Below are 22,917 nucleotides of genomic sequence, written 5' to 3' on the forward strand. Positions count from 1 at the left end.
GTATGCGTGCACGTCAGTTGGGTATCACGTTGGGGCTGGGCATGCCCGGCGAATTGAATGCCATCACCGATGTTCCTGGGGTTCGCGTCGGCCATGCCACGCTCAAGGCGCAGGTCGACGGCAAGCAGGTGCGCACCGGCGTTACGCTGATCCAGCCGCGTGCCGGGGAAGCGCGGCATCAACCGTGTTTTGCCGGCTGCCACGTGCTCAACGGCAATGGCGACGCCACGGGGCTTGAATGGATTAGCGAGGCGGGGCTGTTGACCACGCCGATGGCCATTACCAACACCCACAGTATCGGGGTGGTGCGCGACAGCCTGATCGCCCTGGAGCGCGAGCGCCTGGCGGACCCGGCGGTGTACTGGTGCATGCCGGTGGTCATGGAGACCTACGATGGCCTGCTCAACGATATCTGGGGCCAACATGTGCGCCCAGAGCACGTGCGCCAAGCCCTGGAGCAGGCTGAAAGCGGCCTGGTGCAGGAAGGCGCGGTTGGCGGCGGCACCGGCATGATTTGCCACGAGTTCAAGGGCGGCATCGGCACCGCGTCACGGCGGTTGCCAGCGGAGCAGGGCGGCTGGACCGTCGGCGTACTGGTGCAGGCCAACCATGGCAAGCGCCAGGAGCTGCGGGTCGATGGCTACCCGGTGGGCCGTCACTTGATGGACATTGCCTCGCCTTTTACCGAGCGTGGCACCCCCGGCATGGGCTCCATCGTGGTGATCATCGCCACGGACGCACCTTTGCTGCCCCACCAATGCCAGCGCCTGGCACAGCGTGCGTCCATCGGCATTGCGCGCACCGGTGGCGGCACCGAGGATTCGAGCGGCGACCTGTTCCTGGCGTTTGCCACCGGTAACCGTGATTTGCCACCAGCGGACTATGGGCGCAAGGACCTGCCGCTCAGCACCGGGTTGCAGATGGTCAACAACGATCATATTTCGCCGCTGTTCAGCGCGGCGGCAGAGGCGGTGGAGGAGGCGATCATCAACGCCATTCTGGCAGGTGAAGACATGGCCACCCAAGACGGCGTCAAGGTACCGGGCCTGGCTGGCGAAACCCTCTTGGCGGCGTTGAAACAGTGTGGCTGGAGTGTGTCCCGGTAATGGGGGACAGCGCACTTTAATAGTGCCGATAGTGGCTCTTTAATGTTGCTAATGACACCGTGACAATATATTGGATCCATTAATCAAGTGGGCCGCTCACTTAGAGCGGCTTTACTTGTATTTAATATTTAAATAGTGCTGTGCGCCGATTCGGCCACGCAAACGCAACGGCCCCCAATAAACACTGCGTGGGACTTCTTCAACTTGAACCTGCGTCACAAGTGTGCGATGGAAATAGATGTAGACGAAAGATTTCAAGTTGTGTCAGTTTTCTTACGCCTTCAAAAGAGGTGAGTGATAGGACTATCCTCGCCCGCGAGGTTCCTATCGAACAAAGACTGATGCACTTGCAAACAAGGAAGTACGTTTATGTCAAAAGTAAAAGACAAGGCTATTGTATCTGCCGCGCAAGCCAGCACTGCTTACTCGCAAATCGATAGCTTCAGCCATTTGTATGACCGTGGTGGCAACCTCACGGTCAATGGCAAACCGTCCTACACCGTGGACCAGGCAGCGACCCAGCTGCTGCGGGATGGTGCTGCGTACCGGGACTTTGATGGCAACGGCAAGATCGATCTGACCTACACCTTCCTCACCTCGGCTACCCAGAGCACCATGAACAAACATGGCATCTCGGGGTTCAGCCAATTCAACACCCAGCAGAAAGCACAGGCCGCACTGGCCATGCAATCCTGGGCGGATGTCGCCAACGTGACCTTTACCGAAAAGGCTTCCGGCGGTGACGGCCACATGACCTTCGGCAACTACAGCAGTGGCCAGGACGGCGCCGCGGCCTTCGCTTACCTGCCCGGTACCGGTGCAGGCTACGACGGCACCTCGTGGTACCTGACCAACAACAGCTACACGGCGAACAAAGCGCCGGACCTGAACAACTATGGTCGGCAGACCCTGACCCATGAAATCGGCCACTCCCTGGGCCTGGCTCACCCTGGCGACTACAACGCCGGGAACGGCAACCCGACCTATAACGACGCAACCTATGGACAGGACACGCGTGGCTATAGCCTCATGAGTTACTGGAGCGAGAGCAACACCAACCAGAACTTCAGCAAAGGCGGCGTCGAGGCTTACGCTTCCGGCCCGCTGATCGACGACATCGCCGCGATCCAGAAGCTCTACGGTGCCAACCTCAGCACCCGCGCCACCGACACCACCTACGGGTTCAACTCCAACACCGGGCGTGATTTCCTCAGCGCCTCCTCCAATGCCGACAAGCTGGTGTTCTCGGTATGGGACGGTGGCGGCAACGACACCCTGGACTTCTCCGGTTTCACCCAGAACCAGAAGATCAACCTCACTGCCACTTCGTTCTCTGATGTGGGCGGCCTGGTGGGCAACGTGTCCATCGCCAAGGGCGTCACCATCGAGAACGCGTTCGGCGGTGCGGGCAACGACCTGATCATTGGTAACCAAGTCGCTAACACCCTCAAGGGTGGGGCCGGCAGCGACCTCATCTACGGCGGCGGCGGTGCGGACCAACTGTGGGGCGGCGCGGGCAGCGATACATTCGTGTACGGTGCCAGTTCCGACTCCAGGCCAGGGGCTGCGGACAAGATCTTTGACTTCACCTCCGGTTCGGACAAGATCGACCTGTCTGGTATCACCAAGGGTGCGGGCGTGACCTTCGTCAACGCCTTTACCGGGCATGCCGGCGATGCTGTACTGAGCTATGCCTCGGGTACCAACCTGGGCACATTGGCCGTGGACTTCTCCGGGCACGGCGTGGCGGATTTCCTCGTCACCACCGTTGGCCAGGCCGCTGCCAGTGACATCGTAGCCTGATGTAAAGCGCGCGGCGCTTCGGCGCCGCGCTCCTGGCTGGAGTTGGATATGCCACGTTTTTCCCCTTTGATCGCCTGTGTTGTGCAGGTGTTGTTCGTGTCGGCAGGAGCCCACGCAATGGCTAGCAGTCTTGTATTACCCACCGCCGCGCAGCTTGCCGGGCAGTGGGAGCTGAAGCAGCAGGATCAGGTGTGCGCGCTCAAGTTAGTGGAGCAAGCCAATGCCCTGGAAGGCGATATCGCCTGTGCCGAGCAATGGCTGGGTGACAAGCCGCTGACGTGGTCGCCCACGCCGGATGGCATCTGGTTGTTTAACGCTGAAGGCTCAGGGATCACCCATTTGAATCGCCAGAAAGAGGGCGACTATCAAGCCCGTACTAAAGCTGGCAATGTTGTAACGCTGCAACGAAAACGTTAATTAAAAGTTATAAGCATATAACTCGATTTGTTAGGCGGCCGTACCCTACTTGGTAGGGGTGACCCTTTTGCGTAATTCGCTGCAAGGAAAAACAATTAATATGGCGAAGTCCCATGGGGTGGCGCCCTTATTCAGGGCGCTGGGTGAGTATAAGAGCATTTTGATCAGCGTTGGCTGTTTCACGGCATTGATTAACCTATTAATGCTGGTGCCCTCGATTTACATGCTGCAAGTGTATGACCGTGTGCTGTCCTCCCAGAATGAAACCACCCTGGTGATGTTGACGCTGATGGTCGTGGGCTTCTTTGCGTTTATCGGCCTGCTGGAAGTGGTACGCAGCTTTATCGTGATCCGCATTGGCAGCCAGTTGGAGCGACGTTTCAACTTGCGCGTGTACAAGGCCGCCTTCGAGCGCAACTTGCAGCGTGGCCAGGGGCATGCCGGGCAATCCTTGGGCGACCTGACTGCTTTGCGCCAATTCATCACGGGGCCAGCGCTATTCGCGTTTTTCGATGCGCCGTGGTTCCCGATCTACCTGTTCGTGATTTTCCTGTTCAACGTGTGGCTCGGCGTACTGGCCACGGCGGGCGCGGTGCTGTTGATTGGCTTGGCGTGCCTTAACGAATACCTGACCAAAAAGCCGTTGGGCGAGGCCAGCGGTTATTCGCAGCAGTCCACCCAACTGGCCACCAGCCATTTGCACAACGCCGAAACCATCCAGGCCATGGGCATGCTCGGCGCGCTGCGCCAACGCTGGTTTGGCGTGCATTCGAAGTTCCTGGGCTTGCAGAACCAGGCCAGCGACACCGGTTCGATCATCACCTCCTTAAGCAAATCCCTGCGCCTGTGCCTGCAATCCTTGGTGCTGGGCCTGGGCGCCTACCTGGTGATCAAGGGCGACATGACCGCCGGGATGATGATCGCAGGCTCCATCTTGATGGGCCGCGTACTCAGCCCCATCGACCAATTGATTGCAGTGTGGAAGCAATGGAGCTCGGCCAAGCTGGCCTACCAGCGCCTCGACGAACTGCTGCGCGAGTTCCCGCCTGAGGTCGAGCACATGGCATTGCCCGCGCCCAACGGCCAGGTCAGTTTCGAGCAGGTCAGCGCCGGCCCGCCGGGGCGGCGCATGGCGACCTTGCATCAGGTCAGCTTCAGCCTGGCTGCCGGTGAAGTGCTGGGCGTGCTCGGCGCGTCGGGCTCCGGCAAGTCCACCCTGGCTCGCGTGCTGGTGGGCGTGTGGCCGACCCTGGCCGGTACCGTGCGCCTGGACGGTGCGGATATTCACCGCTGGAACCGCGACGACCTCGGCCCGCATATCGGCTATTTGCCCCAGGACATCGAGCTGTTCAGCGGCAGCATCGCCGACAACATCGCGCGCTTTCGCGAGGCCGACCCGGAGCGGGTGGTCAAGGCCGCGCAACAGGCCGGCGTGCATGAATTGATCCTGCGCCTGCCCCAAGGCTACGACACCGTGCTGGGCGACAACGGCGGTGGTTTGTCCGGCGGCCAGAAACAACGCGTGGCCCTGGCCCGCGCCCTGTACGGCGGGCCGCGCCTGATTGTGCTGGACGAACCCAACTCCAACCTCGACACCGTCGGCGAAGCTGCATTGGCCAGCGCCATCATGCAGATGAAAGCCCAGGGCAGCAGCGTGGTGCTCGTCACCCACCGTTCCTCGGCACTGGCCCAGGCCGACAAATTGCTGGTGCTCGGCGAAGGCCAACTGCAAGCGTTCGGGCCCAGCCAAGAGGTGCTGCGCGCGTTGTCCGGGCAGCAGGAAGCGCCGAAAGAAAAAACCGGTGTCAGTTTCAGTCGTCAGTACCCGGCCGCAAGGAATCCAGGCGCATGAGCAGCCTTACTGTTGAACCTCGTAGCAAAGAACGCGATGCCGGCTTTTTCGTAAAAATGGGCTGGGTGATGACCATTGTCGGTGCCGGCGGGTTTTTCCTCTGGGCCAGCCTCGCACCGTTGGACCAAGGCATCCCGGTCCAAGGCACCGTGGTGGTGTCGGGTAAGCGCAAGGCGGTACAAACCTTCAGCCCCGGCGTGGTCAGCCGCATCCTGGTGAAAGAGGGCGAACTGGTCAAACAAGGCCAGCCACTGTTTCGTCTCGACCAGACCCAGAACCAGGCCGATGTGCAATCGCTGCAAGCCCAGTACCGCATGGCCTGGGCCAGCGTGGCGCGCTGGCAGAGCGAGCGTGACAACCTCTCCAGCATCACCTTTCCCGCTGAGCTAAGCGCCAATCCAGACCCAGCCCTGATGCTGGTGCTCGAAGGCCAGCGCCAACTGTTCAGCAGCCGTCGCGACGCGTTTGCCCGCGAACAAGCCGGGATCCGCGCCAGCATCGAGGGCGCCACGTCACAGTTGAGCGGCATGCGCCGTGCGCGCAGCGACCTGACCGCCCAGGCCCAATCCCTGCGCGCGCAACTGAGCAACCTGCAACCCTTGGCCGACAACGGCTACATCCCGCGCAACCGGCTGATGGACTACCAGCGCCAGTTGTCCCAGGTGCAGCAGGACCTGGCGCAAAACGCCGGTGAAAGCGGCCGGATAGAGCAGGGCATTGTCGAATCGCGGCTCAAACTCCAGCAGCACAGCGAGGAATATCAAAAAGAGGTGCGCAGCCAACTGGCCGACGCGCAACTGCGCAGCCTGACCCTGGAGCAGCAACTGACCTCCGCCGGCTTCAACCTGCAACACAGCGAGATCAACGCGCCGGCCGATGGCATCGCCGTCAACCTCAGCGTGCACACCGAGGGCGCCGTGGTGCGCGCCGGTGAAACCCTGCTGGAGATCGTGCCCCAGGGCACGCGCCTGGAAGTAGAAGGGCATTTGCCCGTGCATCTGGTGGACAAGGTCGGCACGCACTTGCCGGTCGATATCCTCTTCACCGCCTTCAACCAAAGCCGCACGCCACGGGTGCCGGGCGAAGTCAGCCTGATCTCCGCCGACCAGATGCTCGACGAAAAGACCGGTGCGCCGTATTACGTGCTGCGCACCAGCGTCAGCGAGGCGGCGATGGAAAAACTCAACGGCCTGGTGATCAAGCCCGGCATGCCCGCCGAGATGTTCGTTCGCACCGGCGAGCGTTCCTTGCTCAACTACCTGTTCAAGCCGCTGCTGGACCGCGCCGGCTCCGCGTTGACTGAGGAATGAGCATGAAGCCAGTGTTCATTTCGCTGCTGCTGGCGTGTGGCAGTGCCCAGGCAGCCATGGGGCCGTTTGATGTTTACGAGCAGGCACTGCGCAACGACCCGGTGTTCCTCGGCGCCATCAAGGAGCGCGACGCCGGTCTGGAAAACCGCACCATTGGCCGCGCCGGCTTGCTGCCGCGGCTGTCTTACAACTACAACAAGGGCCGCAACAACTCCGAGGCGCACCTGCCTGACGGGCGCGGCGGCAGCTATCGCGACGACCGCAACTACAACAGCTACGGCTCCACCTTCAGCCTGCAACAGCCACTGTTCGACTACGAAGCCTATGCCAACTACCGCAAGGGCGTGGCCCAGGCGCTGTTCGCCGATGAAAGCTTTCGCGACAAGAGCCAGGCGTTGCTGGTGCGGGTGTTGACCTATTACACCCAAGCACTGTTTGCCCAAGACCAGATCGACATCGCCAGGGCCAAGAAGAAGGCGTTCGAACAACAGTTCCAGCAGAACCGGCATCTGTTCCAGCAAGGCGAGGGCACCCGCACCGATATCCTTGAAGCCGAGTCGCGCTACGAGCTGGCCACCGCCGAAGAGATCCAGGCCCTGGATGAGCAGGACGCCTCGCTCCGGGAACTGGGCGCGTTGATCGGCGTGCAAAGCGTCAACATCAACGACCTGGCACCGCTGAACCAAAGCTTCGCCGCGTTCACCTTGACCCCTGCCAACTACGACACCTGGCATGAGTTGGCGCTCACCAACAACCCCGTGCTGGCTTCGCAGCGCCAGTCCCTGGAAGTGGCGCGCTATGAAGTGGAACGCAACCGCGCCGGGCATTTGCCCAAAATCACCGCGTATGCCACCTCGCGCAAGCAGGAGTCCGACAGCGGCAACACCTATAACCAGCGCTACGACACCAACACCATCGGCGTCGAAGTGAGCATGCCGCTGTATGCCGGCGGCGGCATCTCGGCCTCCACTCGCCAGGCCAGCCGCACGATGGAGCAGGCGGAGTACGAGCTGGAAGGCAAGACCCGCGAAACCCTGATCGAACTGCGTCGCCAGTTCAGCGCGTGCCTGTCAGGCGTGAGCAAGTTGCGCGCCTATCAGAAAGCGCTGGCATCCGCCGAGGCGCTGGTGGTGTCGACCAAGCAAAGCATTCTCGGCGGCGAGCGGGTCAACCTCGACGCTTTGAACGCCGAACAGCAGCTGTACAGCACCCGCCGCGACCTGGCGCAGGCGCGTTATGACTACTTGATGGCCTGGACCAAATTGCACTACTACGCGGGCAACTTGCGCGACACCGACTTGGCCAAAGTGGACGAAGCCTTCGGCCCGGATGGAAAACTGTAGGAGCGAGCTTGCTCGCGAAAAACGTCAACGATGACGTGGACATCCTGGCTATACGCGGTGCCAGTGAGTTCTTCGCGAGCAAGCTCGCTCCTACAGGGGGAATAACAATAATAGGGAGTGTGCACATGATCACCGATTCACCGCGTTTCAAACCCTTCACCGCAGGTTCCTTGCTCTTGCTGTCCGTTGCGGCGCAGGCGCAATACACCGAAACCGGCCAACCCGGTAACCCCGCCAGTTGGCGCTCCGCCGAGTACCAGAGCGACTGGGGCCTGGGCCGTATGAAAGCCGATGAAGCCTACGCCGCCGGGATCAGCGGCCAAGGCGTGAAAATCGGTGCGTTGGACTCAGGGTTCGATGCCAATCACCCCGAAGCCGCCAAAGATCGCTTCCACCCGGTCACCGCCACTGGCACCTATGTCGATGGCAGCGCCTTCAGCACCACCGGCGCGCTCAACCCGAACAACGATTCCCACGGCACCCACGTCACCGGCACCATGGGTGCCGCCCGCGACGGCGTGGGCATGCATGGCGTTGCGTACAACGCGCAAGTCTATGTGGGTAACACCAATGCCAACGACAGCTTCCTGTTCGGCCCCACGCCAGACCCCAAATATTTCAAGACCGTGTACACCGCCCTGGTGGACTCCGGCGTGCGCGCCATCAACAACAGCTGGGGCAGCCAGCCCAAGGACGTCAGTTACCAGACCCTGGACAACATGCACGCGGCGTACGCCCAGCATTACAACCGGGGCACCTGGCTGGACGCGGCAGCGGACGTGGCCAAGGCCGGTGTGATCAATGTGTTCAGCGCCGGCAACAGCGGCTATGCCAACGCCAGCGTGCGCTCGGCCTTGCCGTATTTCCAGCCGGAACTGGAAGGCCACTGGCTCGCCGTGTCCGGGCTGGATAAAGCCAATAACCAGAAATACAACAAGTGCGGCGTCGCCAAGTACTGGTGTATTTCTACCCCTGGCGCGCTGATCAACAGCACCATTCCCGACGGCGGGTATGGGGTCAAGTCCGGCACTTCGATGTCGGCGCCCCATGCCACCGGCGCGTTGGCGCTGGTGATGGAACGTTATCCCTACATGACCAACGAGCAAGCCTTGCAGGTGCTGCTGACCACCGCCACCCAGCTCGACGGCTCGATTACCCAGGCGCCCAACGCCATCGTTGGCTGGGGTGTGCCCGACCTGGGCCGGGCGATGCACGGCCCAGGGCAATTGCTTGGGCCTATGGAGGTCAACCTGGCCGCCGGGCAGGGCGATGTGTGGAGCAATGGCATCTCCGACCAGGCACTCATCCAGCGCCAGGCCGAGGACCGCGCCGAGCACACGGCCTGGCAGCAAACCCTGATCGACAAGGGCTGGCAAAACGGCGTGGGCGCCACTGCCAGCCAGCAGGACCAGACCGACTACGCCATCGGCAATGCCCGCGACCAGGCTGCCGCCAACCGCGTGTACGAGGGCAGCCTGATCAAGGCCGGTGCCGGCAGCCTGGTGCTCAGCGGCGACAGCACCTACCGCGGCGCAACCCTGGTCAACGGCGGTCTCTTGGCCGTGAATGGCTCGCTGATTTCGGCGGTGACGGTGAATGACAGCGGCACCCTGGGTGGTTCCGGACGTATCGCCGCGTTGTCGGTAAACAGTGGCGGTCGTGTAGCGCCGGGCAATTCGGTGGGTACCTTGCAAGTAGCAGGAGACGTAAACCTCGGCGCCGGCTCGACCTATGCCGTGGAACTGACGCCCACCAGCAGCGACCGCATTGTTGCCGGCGGCCAGGCGATTCTGGGCGGCGGTACCGTCACGCTGGCGCTGGAAAACAGCCCCACCTTGCTCAGCCAGAGCGAGGCCCAGAGCCTGATCGGCCGCCAGTACTCGATTCTTGAGGCGGCGGGCGGTATCCAGGGCCAGTTTGGGCAAGTGCTGCCCAACTATCTGTTCCTCGGTGGCACTCTCGACTACGCCGCCAATGCCGTGCAACTGAATGTGGGACGCAACGACGCCAGCTTCGCCAGCGTCGGCGCTACCCGCAACCAGCGCAATGTCGCGGCCGCCGCCGAGCAATTGGGCGCCGGCAACCCGGTGTATGAAAGCCTGCTGCAGTCGCAATCGGTTGCCGTGGCCCAGCAGGGCTTGCAGCAACTGTCCGGGGAAATCTACCCGGCGGTGGGTGCGATGCTGATCAACGACAGCCTGCAACTGCGCAATGCCGTAGGCGAGCGCCTGCGCCATGCGCCAGTGTCCGGTGAAAGCAACCTGTGGTTCAAAGCACTGGGCGCCTGGGGCAAGACCGATAGCCGCACTGAAACGGCGGGGTCCACCACTTCCATCGGTGGCCTGTTGGCGGGCGTGGATGGCGCGCTGGATGAGCAGACCCGCGTGGGTGTGGTTGCCGGCTACAGCGACAGCTCGCTGAATATGGGCAGCGGTACCCATTCATCGGCGTCCATCGACAGCTACCACTTTGGCGCGTACGCCGGGCGTGAGCTGGGTGACTGGCGCCTGAGCGTCGGTGGCGCCTACAGCTGGCATCGCGGCGATGTGAAGCGCGACCTGCAATGGGGTGATGTCAGCGGCAAGCAAAAAAACAAGCTGGACGCGACCACGGCGCAAGTCTTCACCGAAGCCGCGTACCGCATCCGCCTGCAAGCAGTGGCGCTGGAGCCGTTCGCCAACCTGGCTTACGTGCATCTGAACAGCGAGTCCTTCCACGAAAAAGGCGATGCCGCTGCCCTGGAACGCGGCAGCGACCGCCGTGATGCGGCGCTCAGCACCCTAGGCGTACGTGCCATAAAAACCCTGGCCCTCAACGACCATCAGCAACTGGACCTGTCCGGTTCGTTGGGCTGGCAACACAGCCTGACCGCGGTGGAGTCCGAAGAACACTTGGCGTTTGTCGCAGGCGGCCCTTCATTTGCCGTGCGCAGTGCGCCATTGCTGCGCGATGCCGCCCTGGTGGGCGTGCAGGCCAGCCTGGCGCTGAATGCATCGACGCGGGTCAACCTGGATTACAACGGCCAACTGGGTGGGCGCGCGAAAACCCAGGGCGTGGGTTTGAGCCTGAACTGGCAGTTCTAAGCACACCGCGAACTTGTAGGAGCGAGCTTGCTCGCGAAGAACTCACAGGCGCCGCGTTGATACAGGAAACCCGCGTTATCGTTGACGTTTTTCGCGAGCAAGCTCGCTCCTACATTGGTGCGGCGGTGTTCTGGAGAAAGTGATTTACACACGTGCAATAAGAAAACTAAGGAAGGTCACCGTGAAAAAACGCAAGTCAGGGTTAACTACCGCCATCCACACAGGCCCGGGCTATCCGCTCAAGGCACTGAGCTGCGTGCCATACGGCGCGTTGCTGTGTTGCCTGGCAAGCCTGGGAACCGCCCAGGCCGCGCCCTACGTGGAAACCGGCAAACTGGGCGACGCCGCCAGCTGGCGCAGCAATGAGTTCAAGGCCGACTGGGGCCTGGGCGCCGTGCACGCCGACACCGCCTATGCGGCCGGCTATACCGGCAAGGGCGTCAAGCTGGGGATCTTCGACCAGCCGGTGTACGCACCACATCCGGAATTCGCCAGCCCCAACAAAGTGGTGACCATTGTCACCGAGGGCATCCGCCAATACACCGACCCGTATATCCCGGTGAAGGCCGGTGATGCATTCCGTTACGATGGCACGCCGTCCCTGGGCTCCAACGGCAAGCTGGGCAACCACGGCACGCATGTCGGCGGGATTGCTGCGGGTAACCGCGATGGCGGGCCGATGCATGGCGTGGCGTTCAATGCGCAAATCATCAGTGCCGAAAACGGTGACCCAGGCCCGGAAGACGGAATTATCCTGGGCAACGATGGCGCGGTGTACAAGGCCGGTTGGGATGCGTTGGTTGCCAGCGGCGCTCGCATCATCAACAACAGCTGGGGTATCGGCATCGGTGACCAGTACGCCAAGGGCGGGCGCGATCCGGCGTTTCCCAATTTCACCGTCAACGAAGCCCAGGCGCAATTCAACACCATTCGACCGATCCTCGGCACCATCGCAGGAGGGGCTTATCAAGGCGCCATCGATGCGGCCCGCAGCGGTGTGCTGACCATCTTCGCCGCGGGTAATGACTACAATCGTAACAATCCGGATGCCATTTCCGGTCTGGCGTACTTTGTGCCGGAGATTGCCCCGAACTGGCTGTCGGTGGCCGCTTTGCAGCAAAACCCGGATACCGCGAGTGCCAACCCCTATGTGATCAGCACCTTCTCGTCGCGCTGTGGCTATGCGGCGAGCTTTTGCGTATCGGCGCCCGGCACCAAGATCTACAGCTCGATCATCAACGGCACCAACCTGGACAACCTCACCAACGACTACGCCAACTTCAACGGCACCTCCATGGCCGCGCCTCACGTGGCCGGCAGCGCAGCGGTGCTGATGGAGCGCTTCCAGTACATGAGCGGTGACCAAATATCCACTGTGCTCAAGACCACCGCCACCGACCTCGGCGCGCCGGGCATCGACTCGCTGTACGGCTGGGGCATGATCAACCTGGGCAAGGCAGTTAACGGCCCCGGGATGTTTATCACCGCGGAGGATATTCCAGCCGAGTTCCGTATCGACGGCGCCTACGGCAGCGGCCAGTTCGTCGCGGACTTGCCGGGTGTCGGCGCGGTGGTGGATGCCGGCAAACCCACCCAGCGTGTGTGCGATGACCTGCACTGCGGCCGGGATGTGTGGAGCAACGACATTTCGGGCCACGGCGGCCTGACCAAGCAGGGCATCGGTACCTTGGTGCTGAGCGGCACCAACACCTACAGTGGGCCGACGCTGGTCAACCAGGGCTTACTGGCAATCAACGGTTCGGTCACCTCCGACGTTACCGTGAGCCAGAGCGGCGTGGTCGGGGGGGCGGGGCGTATCGGTTCGCTTAGCGCAAAAAGCGGCGGCACCGTGGCGCCGGGCAATTCCATCGGCACCTTGAACGTCGCGGGCAACGTCAACTTTGAACCAGGCTCGACCTACGCGGTAGAGCTGTCGCCCACCAGCAGCGATCGCATCGTCGCGGGCGGCACCGCCACCCTCAATGGCGGCACCGTGACCCTGGCCTTGGAAAACAGCCCGACCTTGCTGAGCGCGACCCAGGCCCAAAGCCTGATCGGCCGCCAGTACAACATCCTGCAAGCGGCAGGTGGCGTCACCGGCAGCTTCGCGGCAGTGGTGCCCAACTACCTGTTTGTCGGCGGCACCTTGAACTACGCCGCCAACGGTGTGCAGTTGGATGTGGCACGCACCAACAGCTTCGCCAGTGTGGCCGCCACGCCGAACCAACGCGCCGTGGCCGCCGCCGTCGAGCAATTGGGGGCGGGCAACGGTGTGTATGAAAGCTTGCTGCTGGCACCCACGGCCGCCTCGGCCCAGGGCGCGTTCCAGCAACTGAGCGGCGAGGTTTACCCGGCGCTGGAAACCGCGCTGGTCAATGACAGCCGCTACGTGCGCGAAGCCGTGGGCGAACGCCTGCGCAACGGTGAAATGGGCGCTGCCAGCCAAGCCATCGACAGCCGTGGCAACGTGTGGGTCAAGGCACTGGGTGCATGGGGCAAGACCGACAGCCGCAACGACACCGCAGGCTACACCACCTCCATCGGCGGCATGCTCGCCGGTGTGGACGGCGCCCTCGATGAGGCCACGCGCATTGGCCTGGTGGCCGGCTACAGCGATACGTCGCTGAACATGGGCAGTGGCACCCACAGCCGCGCCTCGGTCGACAGCTACCATTTCGGCGCTTATGCCGGGCATGAAATCGGCGCCTGGCGCCTGACTGGCGGCGCGACCTACAGCTGGCACCGCGCCGATGTCAAACGCGAGCTGCAATACGGCGACGTCAGCGGCAAGCAAAAGGCCAAGGTCGATGCCCACAGCACCCAGGTGTTCACGGAAGCTGCGTACCGCATCAACCTGCAACCCCTGGCCCTGGAGCCGTTCGCCAACCTGGCCTACGTGCACCTGGCAACTGACAGCTTCAAAGAGAAGGGCGACGCCGCCGCGCTGAAAAGTGGCGACGACAGCCGTGACCTGGTGCTCAGCACCCTGGGTATGCGCGCCTTGAAGACCTTCAACATCAACGACCATCAGCAACTGGAAGTCTCCGGCACCCTGGGCTGGCAGCACAACCTGAGCAGCACCGATTCGGAGCAACACCTGGCGTTTGCCTCGGGCGGCCCTTCGTTCACGGTGGAAAGTGCGCCGATGGTGCGCGATGCGGCGTTGGTCGGGGCACGGGTGAGCCTGGCATTGAGCAAGGATGCGCGGGTGAACTTCGATTACAACGGCCTGCTGGCCAGCAAGGAGAAGGTGCACGGCGTCGGCTTGAGCCTGGATTGGGCGTTCTAAAGCTTTAAAATCACTGTAGGAGCGAGCTTGCTCGCGAAGATCGTCAACGATGACGCGTTCCACCTGAAGGAACGTGGCGCACTTGAGTTTTTCGCGAGCAAGCTCGCTCCTACAGGTAACGGATAACAGGTGTTTTGGCTTTCTCTACAAATCCAACAACAGAGAGGCACTACCAATGGGTATCTTTGACTATAAAAACCTCGGTACCGAGGACTCCAAGGCGCTGTTCGCCGACGCCATGGCGATCACGCTGTATTCCTACCACAACCTGGATAACGGCTTTGCCGTCGGCTACCAGAACAACGGCCTCGGCCTGGGTTTGCCCGCCACCCTGGTCAGCGCGCTGATTGGCGGCAGCAACGCCCAAGGGGTCATCCCCGGCATCCCCTGGAACCCCGACTCGGAAAAAGCCGCCCTGGAGGCGGTGCAAGCAGCCGGCTGGACGCCTATCAGCGCCAGTACCCTGGGCTACAGCGGCAAGGTCGATGCGCGCGGCACCTTCTTTGGCGAAAAATTCGGCTACGGCACGGCGCAGGCCGAGGTGTTGGGCAAGTACGATGACGCCGGCAAGCTGCTGGAACTCGGCATCAGTTTTCGCGGCACTTCGGGGCCTCGGGAAAGCGTGGTCACCGACTCCATCGGCGACGTGATCAGCGACCTGCTCGCCGCCTTCGGGCCCAAGGATTATGCCAAGAACTACGCGGGCGAAGCCTTTGGCGGCTTGCTCAAGAACGTGGCGGATTACGCCACTGCCCAGGGCCTGAGCGGCAATGACGTCGTGGTCAGCGGCCACAGCCTTGGGGGCCTGGCGGTCAACAGCATGGCCGACTTGAGCGACAGCACCTGGTCGGGGTTCTATAAGGACTCCAACTACGTGGCCTACGCGTCACCCACCCAGAGCGCCGGCGACAAGGTGCTTAACGTCGGCTATGAAAACGACCCGGTGTTCCGTGCCCTGGATGGCTCGTCATTCAACCTGTCGTCTCTGGGCGTGCACGACAAACCCCACGAATCGAGCACCGACAACATCGTCAGCTTCAATGACCACTACGCCTCATCCCTGTGGAACGTGCTGCCGTTTTCCATCCTCAACCTGCCCACCTGGGTCTCGCACTTGCCCACCGGTTACGGCGACGGCATGACCCGCATCCTCGACTCGGGCTTCTACGAACAGATGACCCGTGACTCCACGGTGATCGTCGCCAACCTGTCCGACCCGGCACGGGCCACCACCTGGGTGCAAGACCTCAACCGCAATGCCGAGGCGCACAAAGGCAATACCTTCATCATCGGCAGTGACGGCGACGACCTGATCAAAGGCGGCAGGGGCGCGGACTTTATCGAAGGCGGCAAGGGCAATGACACGATCCGCGACAGCAGCGGGCATAACACGTTTTTGTTCAGCGGGCAGTTTGGCAACGACCGGGTGATTGGCTACCAGGCGACGGACAAGCTGGTGTTCAATGACGTGGCGGGCAGCAATGATTACCGCGATCACATCAAGGTGGTGGGCGGGGATACCGTCATTGGCTTTGGTACGGATTCGGTGACGCTGGTGGGGGTGAGCAGTCTGTCGGGGGAGGGGATAGTCATCAGCTAACGCATTCGGTATGGGAGCTGGCAAGCCAGCTCCCACATTTGATGGGTGTTGCTAGAGGATCATTTTTCCTTACGCACAGTGGCCACATCATCGGCCTTGATACGAATACGCTTGCCGGCAATATCGGTGAACTCGTAGAAGCCGTCGGCCGTCTTGGCGTTGGGCGTGTCCTTGGTCAAATATTGCGTGCCGTTTTGCAAGGTCACTACGGTTTGCGTGGAGCAACCGGCCAATACCAGAAAAGTGAGTGCAACCAGTGGCAGACCCAAATTCTTCATGTTCATAACCCTTACCTTTAACCCTGAAAAGTCCCGCAGCGTCTGGCTGCGCGGCCATAAATATTACTTGATCAACCCCCTCATCAGATTGTTTTTTTGCAAAAAGTTGCAGGCGCCATTTATCTATTACTGATTGCAACAACCCCTTTGCCCCGGCACTCTGTATGCATAACCAGTATTTGATTGCTTTGCGCCATGGCCAACCCTCTCGAAGCCCCCTTGTATTACCTGCATAACTTCCGCCAAGTGCTGGTGTGGTTGGGGCAACGCTATGCCGATTTGCTCGATGCGCACGAACAGCATTTCATTCAGCAATTTGACAGGTTGCCCCAGGCCTCCCAGGCGTTGTTGGTGCGGATGGTGATGCGCAAGGGCGTGCATTTTCGTGCCACCAAGCTCCATTACCTGGAAATCGGTTGCCCTCATGCGGCGGCGGGGCCATTGCGTGAGTTGGGATGGGTAGAGGATCAAAGCCCGCTGGCGTTTGCCACCCTGTTTGCGCTGCTGCAAAAGGGTGAACTGCTCGGCGCCTTCAAGCCCTGGATCGATCAACCCAAGGGCAACAAGGTCGATTGGCTTGAACCTTTGGCGGCGCAATTTACCGAACCGCGCAGCTTTGCCCAGTGGTGTCCCGACGTGGGGGATGTGCTGTATAGCCTGACGGTGATGGAGTTGTGTGATCGCCTGCGCCTGATGTTCTTCGGCAACCTGCACCAGGATTGGTCGGAGTTCGTGTTGGCAGACCTGGGCATCTACACCTATGAAAAAGTCGAATTCTGCGCCGAGTCTCGCGGCTTACGCAGCCGTGACGACGTGCACGGGTTTGTGTTCCTGCAGCAGTGCCAGCAAGCCTTTGAAGCCGGTGAGGCAGTGGATACGGTGCTGGCGCAGGTCGCCACGTTGTGTACTGACAACCCCTGGCTGGAAAAGCGCCGCGCCAAGCTGCTGTTCCAGATCGGCCAGTATTCTGAGCGTTGCGCCGAGCTGGCACTGGCCGAACAGATCTACCGCAATTGCACTCATCCCGGCGCGCGGGCGCGGTTGATTCGCGTACTGGAGCGTCAGGAGGATTACGCCCAAGCCATGGCCCTGGCGACCGAGGCGCAACAGGCCCCACACAGCGCAGCGGAACAACAACACCTGCTGCGGGTAGTGCCGCGCCTGCGGCGCAAACTAGGCGGGCCGGCGCTGCCCAGGGCCAAGCCCCAAGCGATTGCGCGCCTGGACCTGGCGCTGGTGCAAGAGCCGCTGCTGTCGGTGGAGTCCTGTGTGCTGGCGCACCTGAGTGAACCGGATGCGCCGGTGCATTACGTCGAGAATGGCCTGATCAATTCGCTGTTTGGCTTGCTGTGCTGGGAGGCGATTTTTGCGCCGCTGCCGGGGGCGTTCTTCCACCCATTCCAGCGCGGGCCGGCGGACCTGCACAGCGAAGACTTTTATCAACGCCGTGAAGCCTTGTTTGCCGCGTGCTTTGCACAACTGGAGGACGGTCGCTACAAGGCCAGCATCCGCCAACGCTACGTGGACAAATGGGGCATTCAGTCGCCGTTCGTGTTCTGGAACCTGCTCAGCGAAGAGCTGCTGGAGCAAGCCCTGGCCTGCCTGCCCGCCGAGCACTTGCGTCATTGGTTTACGCGCCTGTTGCAGGATATCCGTGCCAACCGGGCCGGGATGCCGGACCTCATTCAGTTCTGGCCCGCACACAACACCTATCGCATGATTGAGGTCAAGGGCCCCGGCGACCGCCTGCAAGACAACCAGTTGCGGTGGTTGGCGTTCTGCGGCGAGTACCAGATGCCGGTCACCGTTTGCTACGTGCGCTGGGCGGAGCAACTCGCTTGAGTTACAGCGTGGCCGTGCGGGCGCTGTGTGAGTTCACCGCCAAGGTCGGCGACCTCGACCTGCGCTTTACGCCATCGCCCAGCGCCCAGGAAGGCATTGTCGGCCATCGTACGGTGGCGTCCCGGCGCAGCGCGCATTATCAGCATGAGGTTGCCCTGGAGGGCGACTACCACCAGCTCAAGGTGCGGGGCAGGGCTGACGGCTACGACCCGGACGCCAATCGCCTGGAAGAAGTCAAAACCTACCGTGGCGATCTCGCTGCTCAGCCCGCCAACCACCGGCAACTGCACTGGGCCCAGGTCAAGGTGTATGGCTGGCTGATGTGCCAGAAGCTCGGGCTCGATCATATCGACCTGGCGCTGGTGTACTTCGATATCGTCGGCGAAGGCGAAACCGTGCTGAACCAGCGATTCGATGCGCCAGGCCTTGAGCAGTTCTTCAATCAGCAATGCGCGCTGTTCCTGGACTGGGCCCGGCAAGAGATGCAGCATCGCGACGCACGCAACGCCGCTGCGCAGAGCCTGGCGTTTCCCCATGCCGACTTCCGTACCGGGCAGCGCGACCTGGCCGAGTCGGTCTACAAAGCGGTGACTACGGGCCGGTGCCTGATGGCTCAGGCGCCCACTGGCATTGGCAAGACCATCGGCACTATTTTCCCGCTGCTTAAGGCCCTGGCGCCGCAGCAACTGGACAAGCTGTTCTTCCTCACCGCCAAGACGCCCGGGCGCAAGCTGGCCCTGGATGCCGCCCAAGTGCTGTACGACAGCAGCCCCGAGCTGTCACTGCGCGTGCTTGAACTGGTGGCTCGGGACAAGGCGTGCGAACACCTGGACAAAGCCTGCCACGGTGATTCCTGCCCGTTGGCCAAGGGTTTTTACGACCGCCTGCCTGCCGCCCGCCAGGCCGCGTCCCAGGTGCGCCTGCTCGACCAGCGCAGCCTGCGTAACGTGGCGCTGGCCCATCAGGTATGCCCGTACTACCTGAGCCAGGAAATGGCGCGCTGGAGCGACCTTATCGTCGCCGACTACAACTATTATTTTGACTTTGGCGCCATGCTGTTCGGCCTGGCCCAGCTCAACCAATGGCGCGTCGCGGTGCTGGTGGACGAGGCGCACAACCTGGTCGAACGGGCACGCTCGATGTACAGCGCCAGCCTGGATCAATACAGCCTCAAGACCTTGCGCGATAGCGCGCCCGAGACCCTGAAGAAACCCTTGCAGCGCCTGAACCGCGAGTGGAATGCGTTGCACAAGGACCAACTCGCGCCGTATCAGGCGTACGCGGCCAAACCAGACAAACTGCTCCAGGCCCTGAGCCTGTGCACCAGCGCCATGGGCGACTACTTCAACGACCACCCCGAAGCCCTCAGTGGCGACCTGCAAGCCTTCTACTTCGACGCGCTGCAATGGGCCAAAGTGGCCGAGCTGTTCAACGAGCACTTTATCTTCGATATCACTAAACGCCAGTTCAGCGCCAAGCGCAGCAGCTCGACCCTGTGCCTGCGCAATGTGGTGCCGGCCGAGTTCATCCGGCCCAGGCTGACCGCCGCACGCAGCAGCGTGCTGTTTTCCGCGACCCTGAGCCCGCGCCATTATTACGCGGACTTGCTGGGCCTGCCGGCGGATACCGCCTGGGTTGATGTGGCGTCACCGTTCAAGGCCGAGCAATTGCAGGTCAGCATCGTTGACCGCATCTCTACGCGGTTTGTGCATCGCCAGGCGTCGCTGGAACCCATTGTGGAGCTGCTGGCCCGGCAATTCGCCGCGCAACCGGGTAACTACCTGGCGTTTTTCTCAAGCTTCGATTACCTGCAACAGGTGGCCCAGTTAATGGCCGAACGGCACCCGCAGGTTGCGTTGTGGTTGCAGGCGCGGGGCATGGCCGAGGCCGAGCGCCAAGCCTTTTTGGACCAGTTCACTCACCACAGCCAGGGCATTGGCTTTGCGGTGCTGGGCGGCGCGTTTGGGGAAGGTATCGACCTGCCCGGTGCGCGCCTGATCGGTGCCTTTATCGCCACCCTGGGCTTGCCGCAGCTCAACCCGGTGAATGAACAGATCAAGGCACGCATGGGCGCGGTCTTCGGCACGGGGTATGACTACACCTACCTGTATCCCGGCATTCAGAAAGTTGTGCAGGCGGCGGGGAGGGTGATCCGCAGCCAGCAGGATCGCGGGGTGGTGATGCTGATCGACGACCGCTTCGGCGAGTCGCGGGTGCGCCAGTTGCTCCCACGTTGGTGGGCGATCAACCCCCTGTAGGAGCGAGCTTGCTCGCGAAAAACGTCAACGATAACGCGGGTTTTCTGAATAAACGCGGCGCCGGTGAGTTTTCGCGAGCAAGCTCGCTCCTACAGGTGTGTGTTAGACCACTTCCAGGTAGGAGCTTTGTATCTCCCGTGCCAGCTCACGCACGGTGTCGATGAATTCTGTCAGCCGAGTGTGCAGCCCATCTTCCAGAATCTCATCAATCCCCGTGTACCGCAGCCGCGCCTCGAACTCCGCCGCCAGGCGTTGCGCCGTGCGCCCATAACTGCCGGGCAGGTCGGCCAGGATATGGCTCAACTCCTCAATGCAGGCATGCAGCGAGCGCGGTACATCACTGCGCAACAGCAACAGTTCGGATACCGAGCGTGCATTCAAGGCATTCGGATACAGCTCGGTATACGCCTCGAACGACGACAACGCGCGCAGCAGGGCGCTCCACTGGTAATAACCGCGTGCCGAGAGGTCGCTGACTTCTTCGGACTCTTCGCCGAACATTTCATAGCGTGCATCCAGCAGGCGCAGGGTGTTATCGGCGCGCTCGACAAAGGTGCCCAGGCGAATGAAACGGTAGGCGTCATTGCGCATGATGGTGCCCGAGGTTGCGCCACGAAACAGGTGCGAGCGTTGTTTGACCCAGTCACAGAAGTGGCTGATGCCGTGTCGCGCCAGGCCACCGGCGGCGATGCTGCGCATTTCCAGCCAGGTGGCGTTGAGGTTTTCCCACATGTCGGCGGTGATGCGCCCGCGTACCGCATGGGCATTGCCTCGGGCGGCTCGCAGGCAGTTGTAAATGCTCGCGGGGTTTTCTGCATCGAGGGCAAAGAAGTGCAACATGCGCTCGGCATCCAGGGTCTGGTGACGTTCCAGGTAGTTGTCCAGGGTGCCGCTGCTGAGCAACGACATCGCCAATTCGTCCAAGCCATCGCTGCGCCCGGCCTGGGGCATCAAGGACAGCGAATAACTGACTTCCAGCATGCGTGCCAGGTTCTCGGCGCGCTCCAGGTAGCGCGACATCCAATACAGATCTGCAGCCGTTCTACTCAGCATACTCAGCCCTCCACCACCCAGGTGTCCTTGGTTCCACCGCCTTGCGACGAGTTGACGACCAGCGAGCCTTCCTTCAGCGCCACGCGGGTCAAGCCTCCGGGCACCAGGCGGGTTTCCTTGCCCGAGAGCACGAAGGGCCGCAGGTCGATGTGCCGGGGTGCGATGCCGTTTTCGACAAAGGTCGGGCAGGTGGACAGGCTCAGGGTCGGTTGGGCGATATACGCGTGGGGACGGGCCTTGATGCGCTGGCGGAAGTCTTCGATCTCGGCGGCCGTCGACGCCGGGCCCACCAGCATGCCGTAGCCGCCGGAGCCCTGGGTTTCCTTGACCACCAACTGCTCGAGGTTGGCCAGCACATGGGAGAGTTCATCGGGCTTGCGGCATTGGAAGGTCGGCACGTTCTGCAGGATCGGTTCCTCGTCCAGGTAGAAGCGGATCATGGCCGGTACGTAGGGGTAGATCGACTTGTCGTCAGCTACGCCGGTGCCGATGGCGTTGGCCAGCACCACATTGCCGGCGCAGTAAGCCGCCACCAGACCGGGTACGCCAAGCATCGACTCGGGGTTGAACGCCAGGGGGTCGAGGAAAGCGTCGTCAATGCGCCGGTAGATAACGTCCACGGCCTTGGGGCCGTCGGTGGTGCGCATGAACACCTTGAGGTCCTGCACGAACAGATCGGCGCCTTCCACCAGCTCCACGCCCATTTCCCGGGCAAGGAACGCGTGTTCGAAGAAGGCGCTGTTGAAGCGTCCGGGGGTCAGGACGACCACGTTGGGATTGTCCAGGCGGCTGGAGCTCTTCAAGGTTTTGAGTAGCAGGTTAGGGTAATGATCCACTGGCGCGATGCGCTGCTTGGCGAACACTTCCGGGAACAGGCGCATCATCATCTTGCGGTCTTCGAGCATGTAACTCACGCCGCTGGGGGTGCGCAGGTTGTCTTCCAGCACGTAGTAGGTACCGTCGCCGTCGCGTACCAGGTCCACGCCGGAGATGTGAGAATAGATGCCGCGGTGCAGGTCAAGACCGACCATCGCTTTCTGATAGCCTTCATTGCCGAGAACCTGGTCGGCGGGAATGATGCCGGCCTTGATAATGCGCTGGTCGTGGTAGATGTCGGCGAGGAACATGTTCAGTGCATTGACCCGCTGGATGCAGCCGCGCTCGATCAGGCTCCATTCACTGGCGGGGATGCTGCGGGGAATGATGTCGAAGGGAATCAGGCGTTCGGTGTCTTGCTCGTCGCCATACAGGGTGAAGGTGATCCCGGCGCGATGGAACAGCAAATCCGCTTCACGGCGACGCTGGGCCAGCAGTTCGGGCGGCGTATTGGCCAGCCAGCGAGAGAAGTCCTGATAGTGCGCACGGCATACGCCGTTTGCGTCATTCATTTCATCAAAGAAAGATCGAGCCATTCCAGTACCTTGTCAGTGCCCAGTGTGGCTTTGGGTGGCACTGCCGCTTAAAAAAACGCATGTTTTTATGAGCCCGTGGCTGAAGGTGCCAACAGGCCTGGTCCTTACTTTCTTATGGGGGCGGCTCTGGGTCGGGGGGTAACGCATGCTCCTGTTTTCGGGATGGTGAATGGATAAAGCAATGCCTGTGCCGGAATGCCAATAAACCTCTGTAGGAGCGAGCTTGCTCGCGAAAAGCTCACCGGCACCGCGTTTATTCAGGCAGCACACG

The 22,917-nt window shown here is 61.8% G+C and carries 14 protein-coding genes; 11 read left to right on the top strand and 3 right to left on the bottom strand.

Annotation, left to right across the window (positions count from 1 at the left end; genetic code table 11):
• Positions 1-2: 2 nt before the first annotated feature.
• The 9 genes from HU731_RS01580 to HU731_RS01620 all read left to right on the top strand — a co-directional run bounded on the left by HU731_RS01580 (position 3) and on the right by HU731_RS01620 (position 15,803).
• Entirely contained in the window at positions 3-1,106 is a 1,104-nt protein-coding gene (locus HU731_RS01580; protein WP_186608144.1) for a DmpA family aminopeptidase, read from the top strand.
• 369 nt (positions 1,107-1,475) lie between these two features.
• The gene (locus HU731_RS01585) at positions 1,476-2,909 is read left to right on the top strand and encodes a serralysin family metalloprotease (protein WP_186608143.1); all 1,434 of its coding nucleotides are present in this window, start codon (positions 1,476-1,478) and stop codon (positions 2,907-2,909) included.
• A gap of 48 nt (positions 2,910-2,957) precedes the next feature.
• Complete coding sequence (locus tag HU731_RS01590) at positions 2,958-3,326, top strand: AprI/Inh family metalloprotease inhibitor (RefSeq protein ID WP_186608142.1); 369 nt, start codon at positions 2,958-2,960, stop codon at positions 3,324-3,326.
• Positions 3,327-3,426: 100 nt separating this feature from the next.
• A complete protein-coding gene (locus tag HU731_RS01595; RefSeq protein ID WP_186608141.1) occupies positions 3,427-5,178 on the top strand; it encodes a type I secretion system permease/ATPase in 1,752 nt (583 codons plus the stop codon).
• Positions 5,175-6,488, top strand: a complete 1,314-nt coding sequence (locus HU731_RS01600) for an HlyD family type I secretion periplasmic adaptor subunit (protein ID WP_032897414.1) — start codon at positions 5,175-5,177, stop codon at positions 6,486-6,488. The genes HU731_RS01595 and HU731_RS01600 overlap by 4 nt, the downstream gene beginning before the upstream one ends.
• A 2-nt stretch (positions 6,489-6,490) precedes the next feature.
• Positions 6,491-7,831, top strand: a complete 1,341-nt coding sequence (locus HU731_RS01605; protein WP_186608140.1) for a TolC family outer membrane protein — start codon at positions 6,491-6,493, stop codon at positions 7,829-7,831.
• Positions 7,832-7,956: 125 nt separating this feature from the next.
• Complete coding sequence (eprS, locus tag HU731_RS01610) at positions 7,957-10,914, top strand: autotransporter serine peptidase EprS (RefSeq protein ID WP_186608139.1); 2,958 nt, start codon at positions 7,957-7,959, stop codon at positions 10,912-10,914.
• Positions 10,915-11,095: 181 nt separating this feature from the next.
• Positions 11,096-14,203 carry an autotransporter serine protease gene (locus tag HU731_RS01615; protein WP_186608138.1) on the top strand — a complete coding sequence of 1,036 codons (3,108 nt, stop codon included), beginning with the start codon at positions 11,096-11,098 and terminating at the stop codon, positions 14,201-14,203.
• Positions 14,204-14,378: 175 nt separating this feature from the next.
• Positions 14,379-15,803 (top strand): polyurethane esterase, encoded by a 1,425-nt coding sequence (locus HU731_RS01620; protein ID WP_186608137.1) that lies wholly within the window; start codon positions 14,379-14,381, stop codon positions 15,801-15,803.
• A 59-nt stretch (positions 15,804-15,862) separates the two neighbouring features.
• Here HU731_RS01620 and HU731_RS01625 read toward each other — a convergent pair whose 3' ends face one another.
• Positions 15,863-16,087, bottom strand: coding sequence for a YgdI/YgdR family lipoprotein (locus HU731_RS01625; protein WP_003191162.1), 225 nt, complete (start codon positions 16,085-16,087; stop codon positions 15,863-15,865).
• Between the two features lie 189 nt (positions 16,088-16,276).
• Between HU731_RS01625 and HU731_RS01630 the strand changes: the two genes are divergently transcribed.
• Positions 16,277-17,923: a VRR-NUC domain-containing protein gene (locus HU731_RS01630; protein ID WP_186608136.1), complete on the top strand. Its 1,647-nt coding sequence runs from the start codon at positions 16,277-16,279 to the stop codon at positions 17,921-17,923.
• The gene (locus HU731_RS01635) at positions 17,920-20,181 is read left to right on the top strand and encodes an ATP-dependent DNA helicase (protein WP_186608135.1); all 2,262 of its coding nucleotides are present in this window, start codon (positions 17,920-17,922) and stop codon (positions 20,179-20,181) included. The genes HU731_RS01630 and HU731_RS01635 overlap by 4 nt, the downstream gene beginning before the upstream one ends.
• A gap of 102 nt (positions 20,182-20,283) precedes the next feature.
• Here HU731_RS01635 and HU731_RS01640 read toward each other — a convergent pair whose 3' ends face one another.
• Positions 20,284-21,234: an alpha-E domain-containing protein gene (locus HU731_RS01640; protein ID WP_044273752.1), complete on the bottom strand. Its 951-nt coding sequence runs from the start codon at positions 21,232-21,234 to the stop codon at positions 20,284-20,286.
• Positions 21,235-21,236: 2 nt separating this feature from the next.
• Positions 21,237-22,646, bottom strand: coding sequence for a circularly permuted type 2 ATP-grasp protein (locus tag HU731_RS01645; protein ID WP_098951525.1), 1,410 nt, complete (start codon positions 22,644-22,646; stop codon positions 21,237-21,239).
• Between the last annotated feature and the right edge of the window lie 271 nt (positions 22,647-22,917).

Origin of the sequence: Pseudomonas salmasensis, from assembly GCF_014268375.2 — a bacterium.
Taxonomy (GTDB): domain Bacteria; phylum Pseudomonadota; class Gammaproteobacteria; order Pseudomonadales; family Pseudomonadaceae; genus Aquipseudomonas; species Aquipseudomonas salmasensis.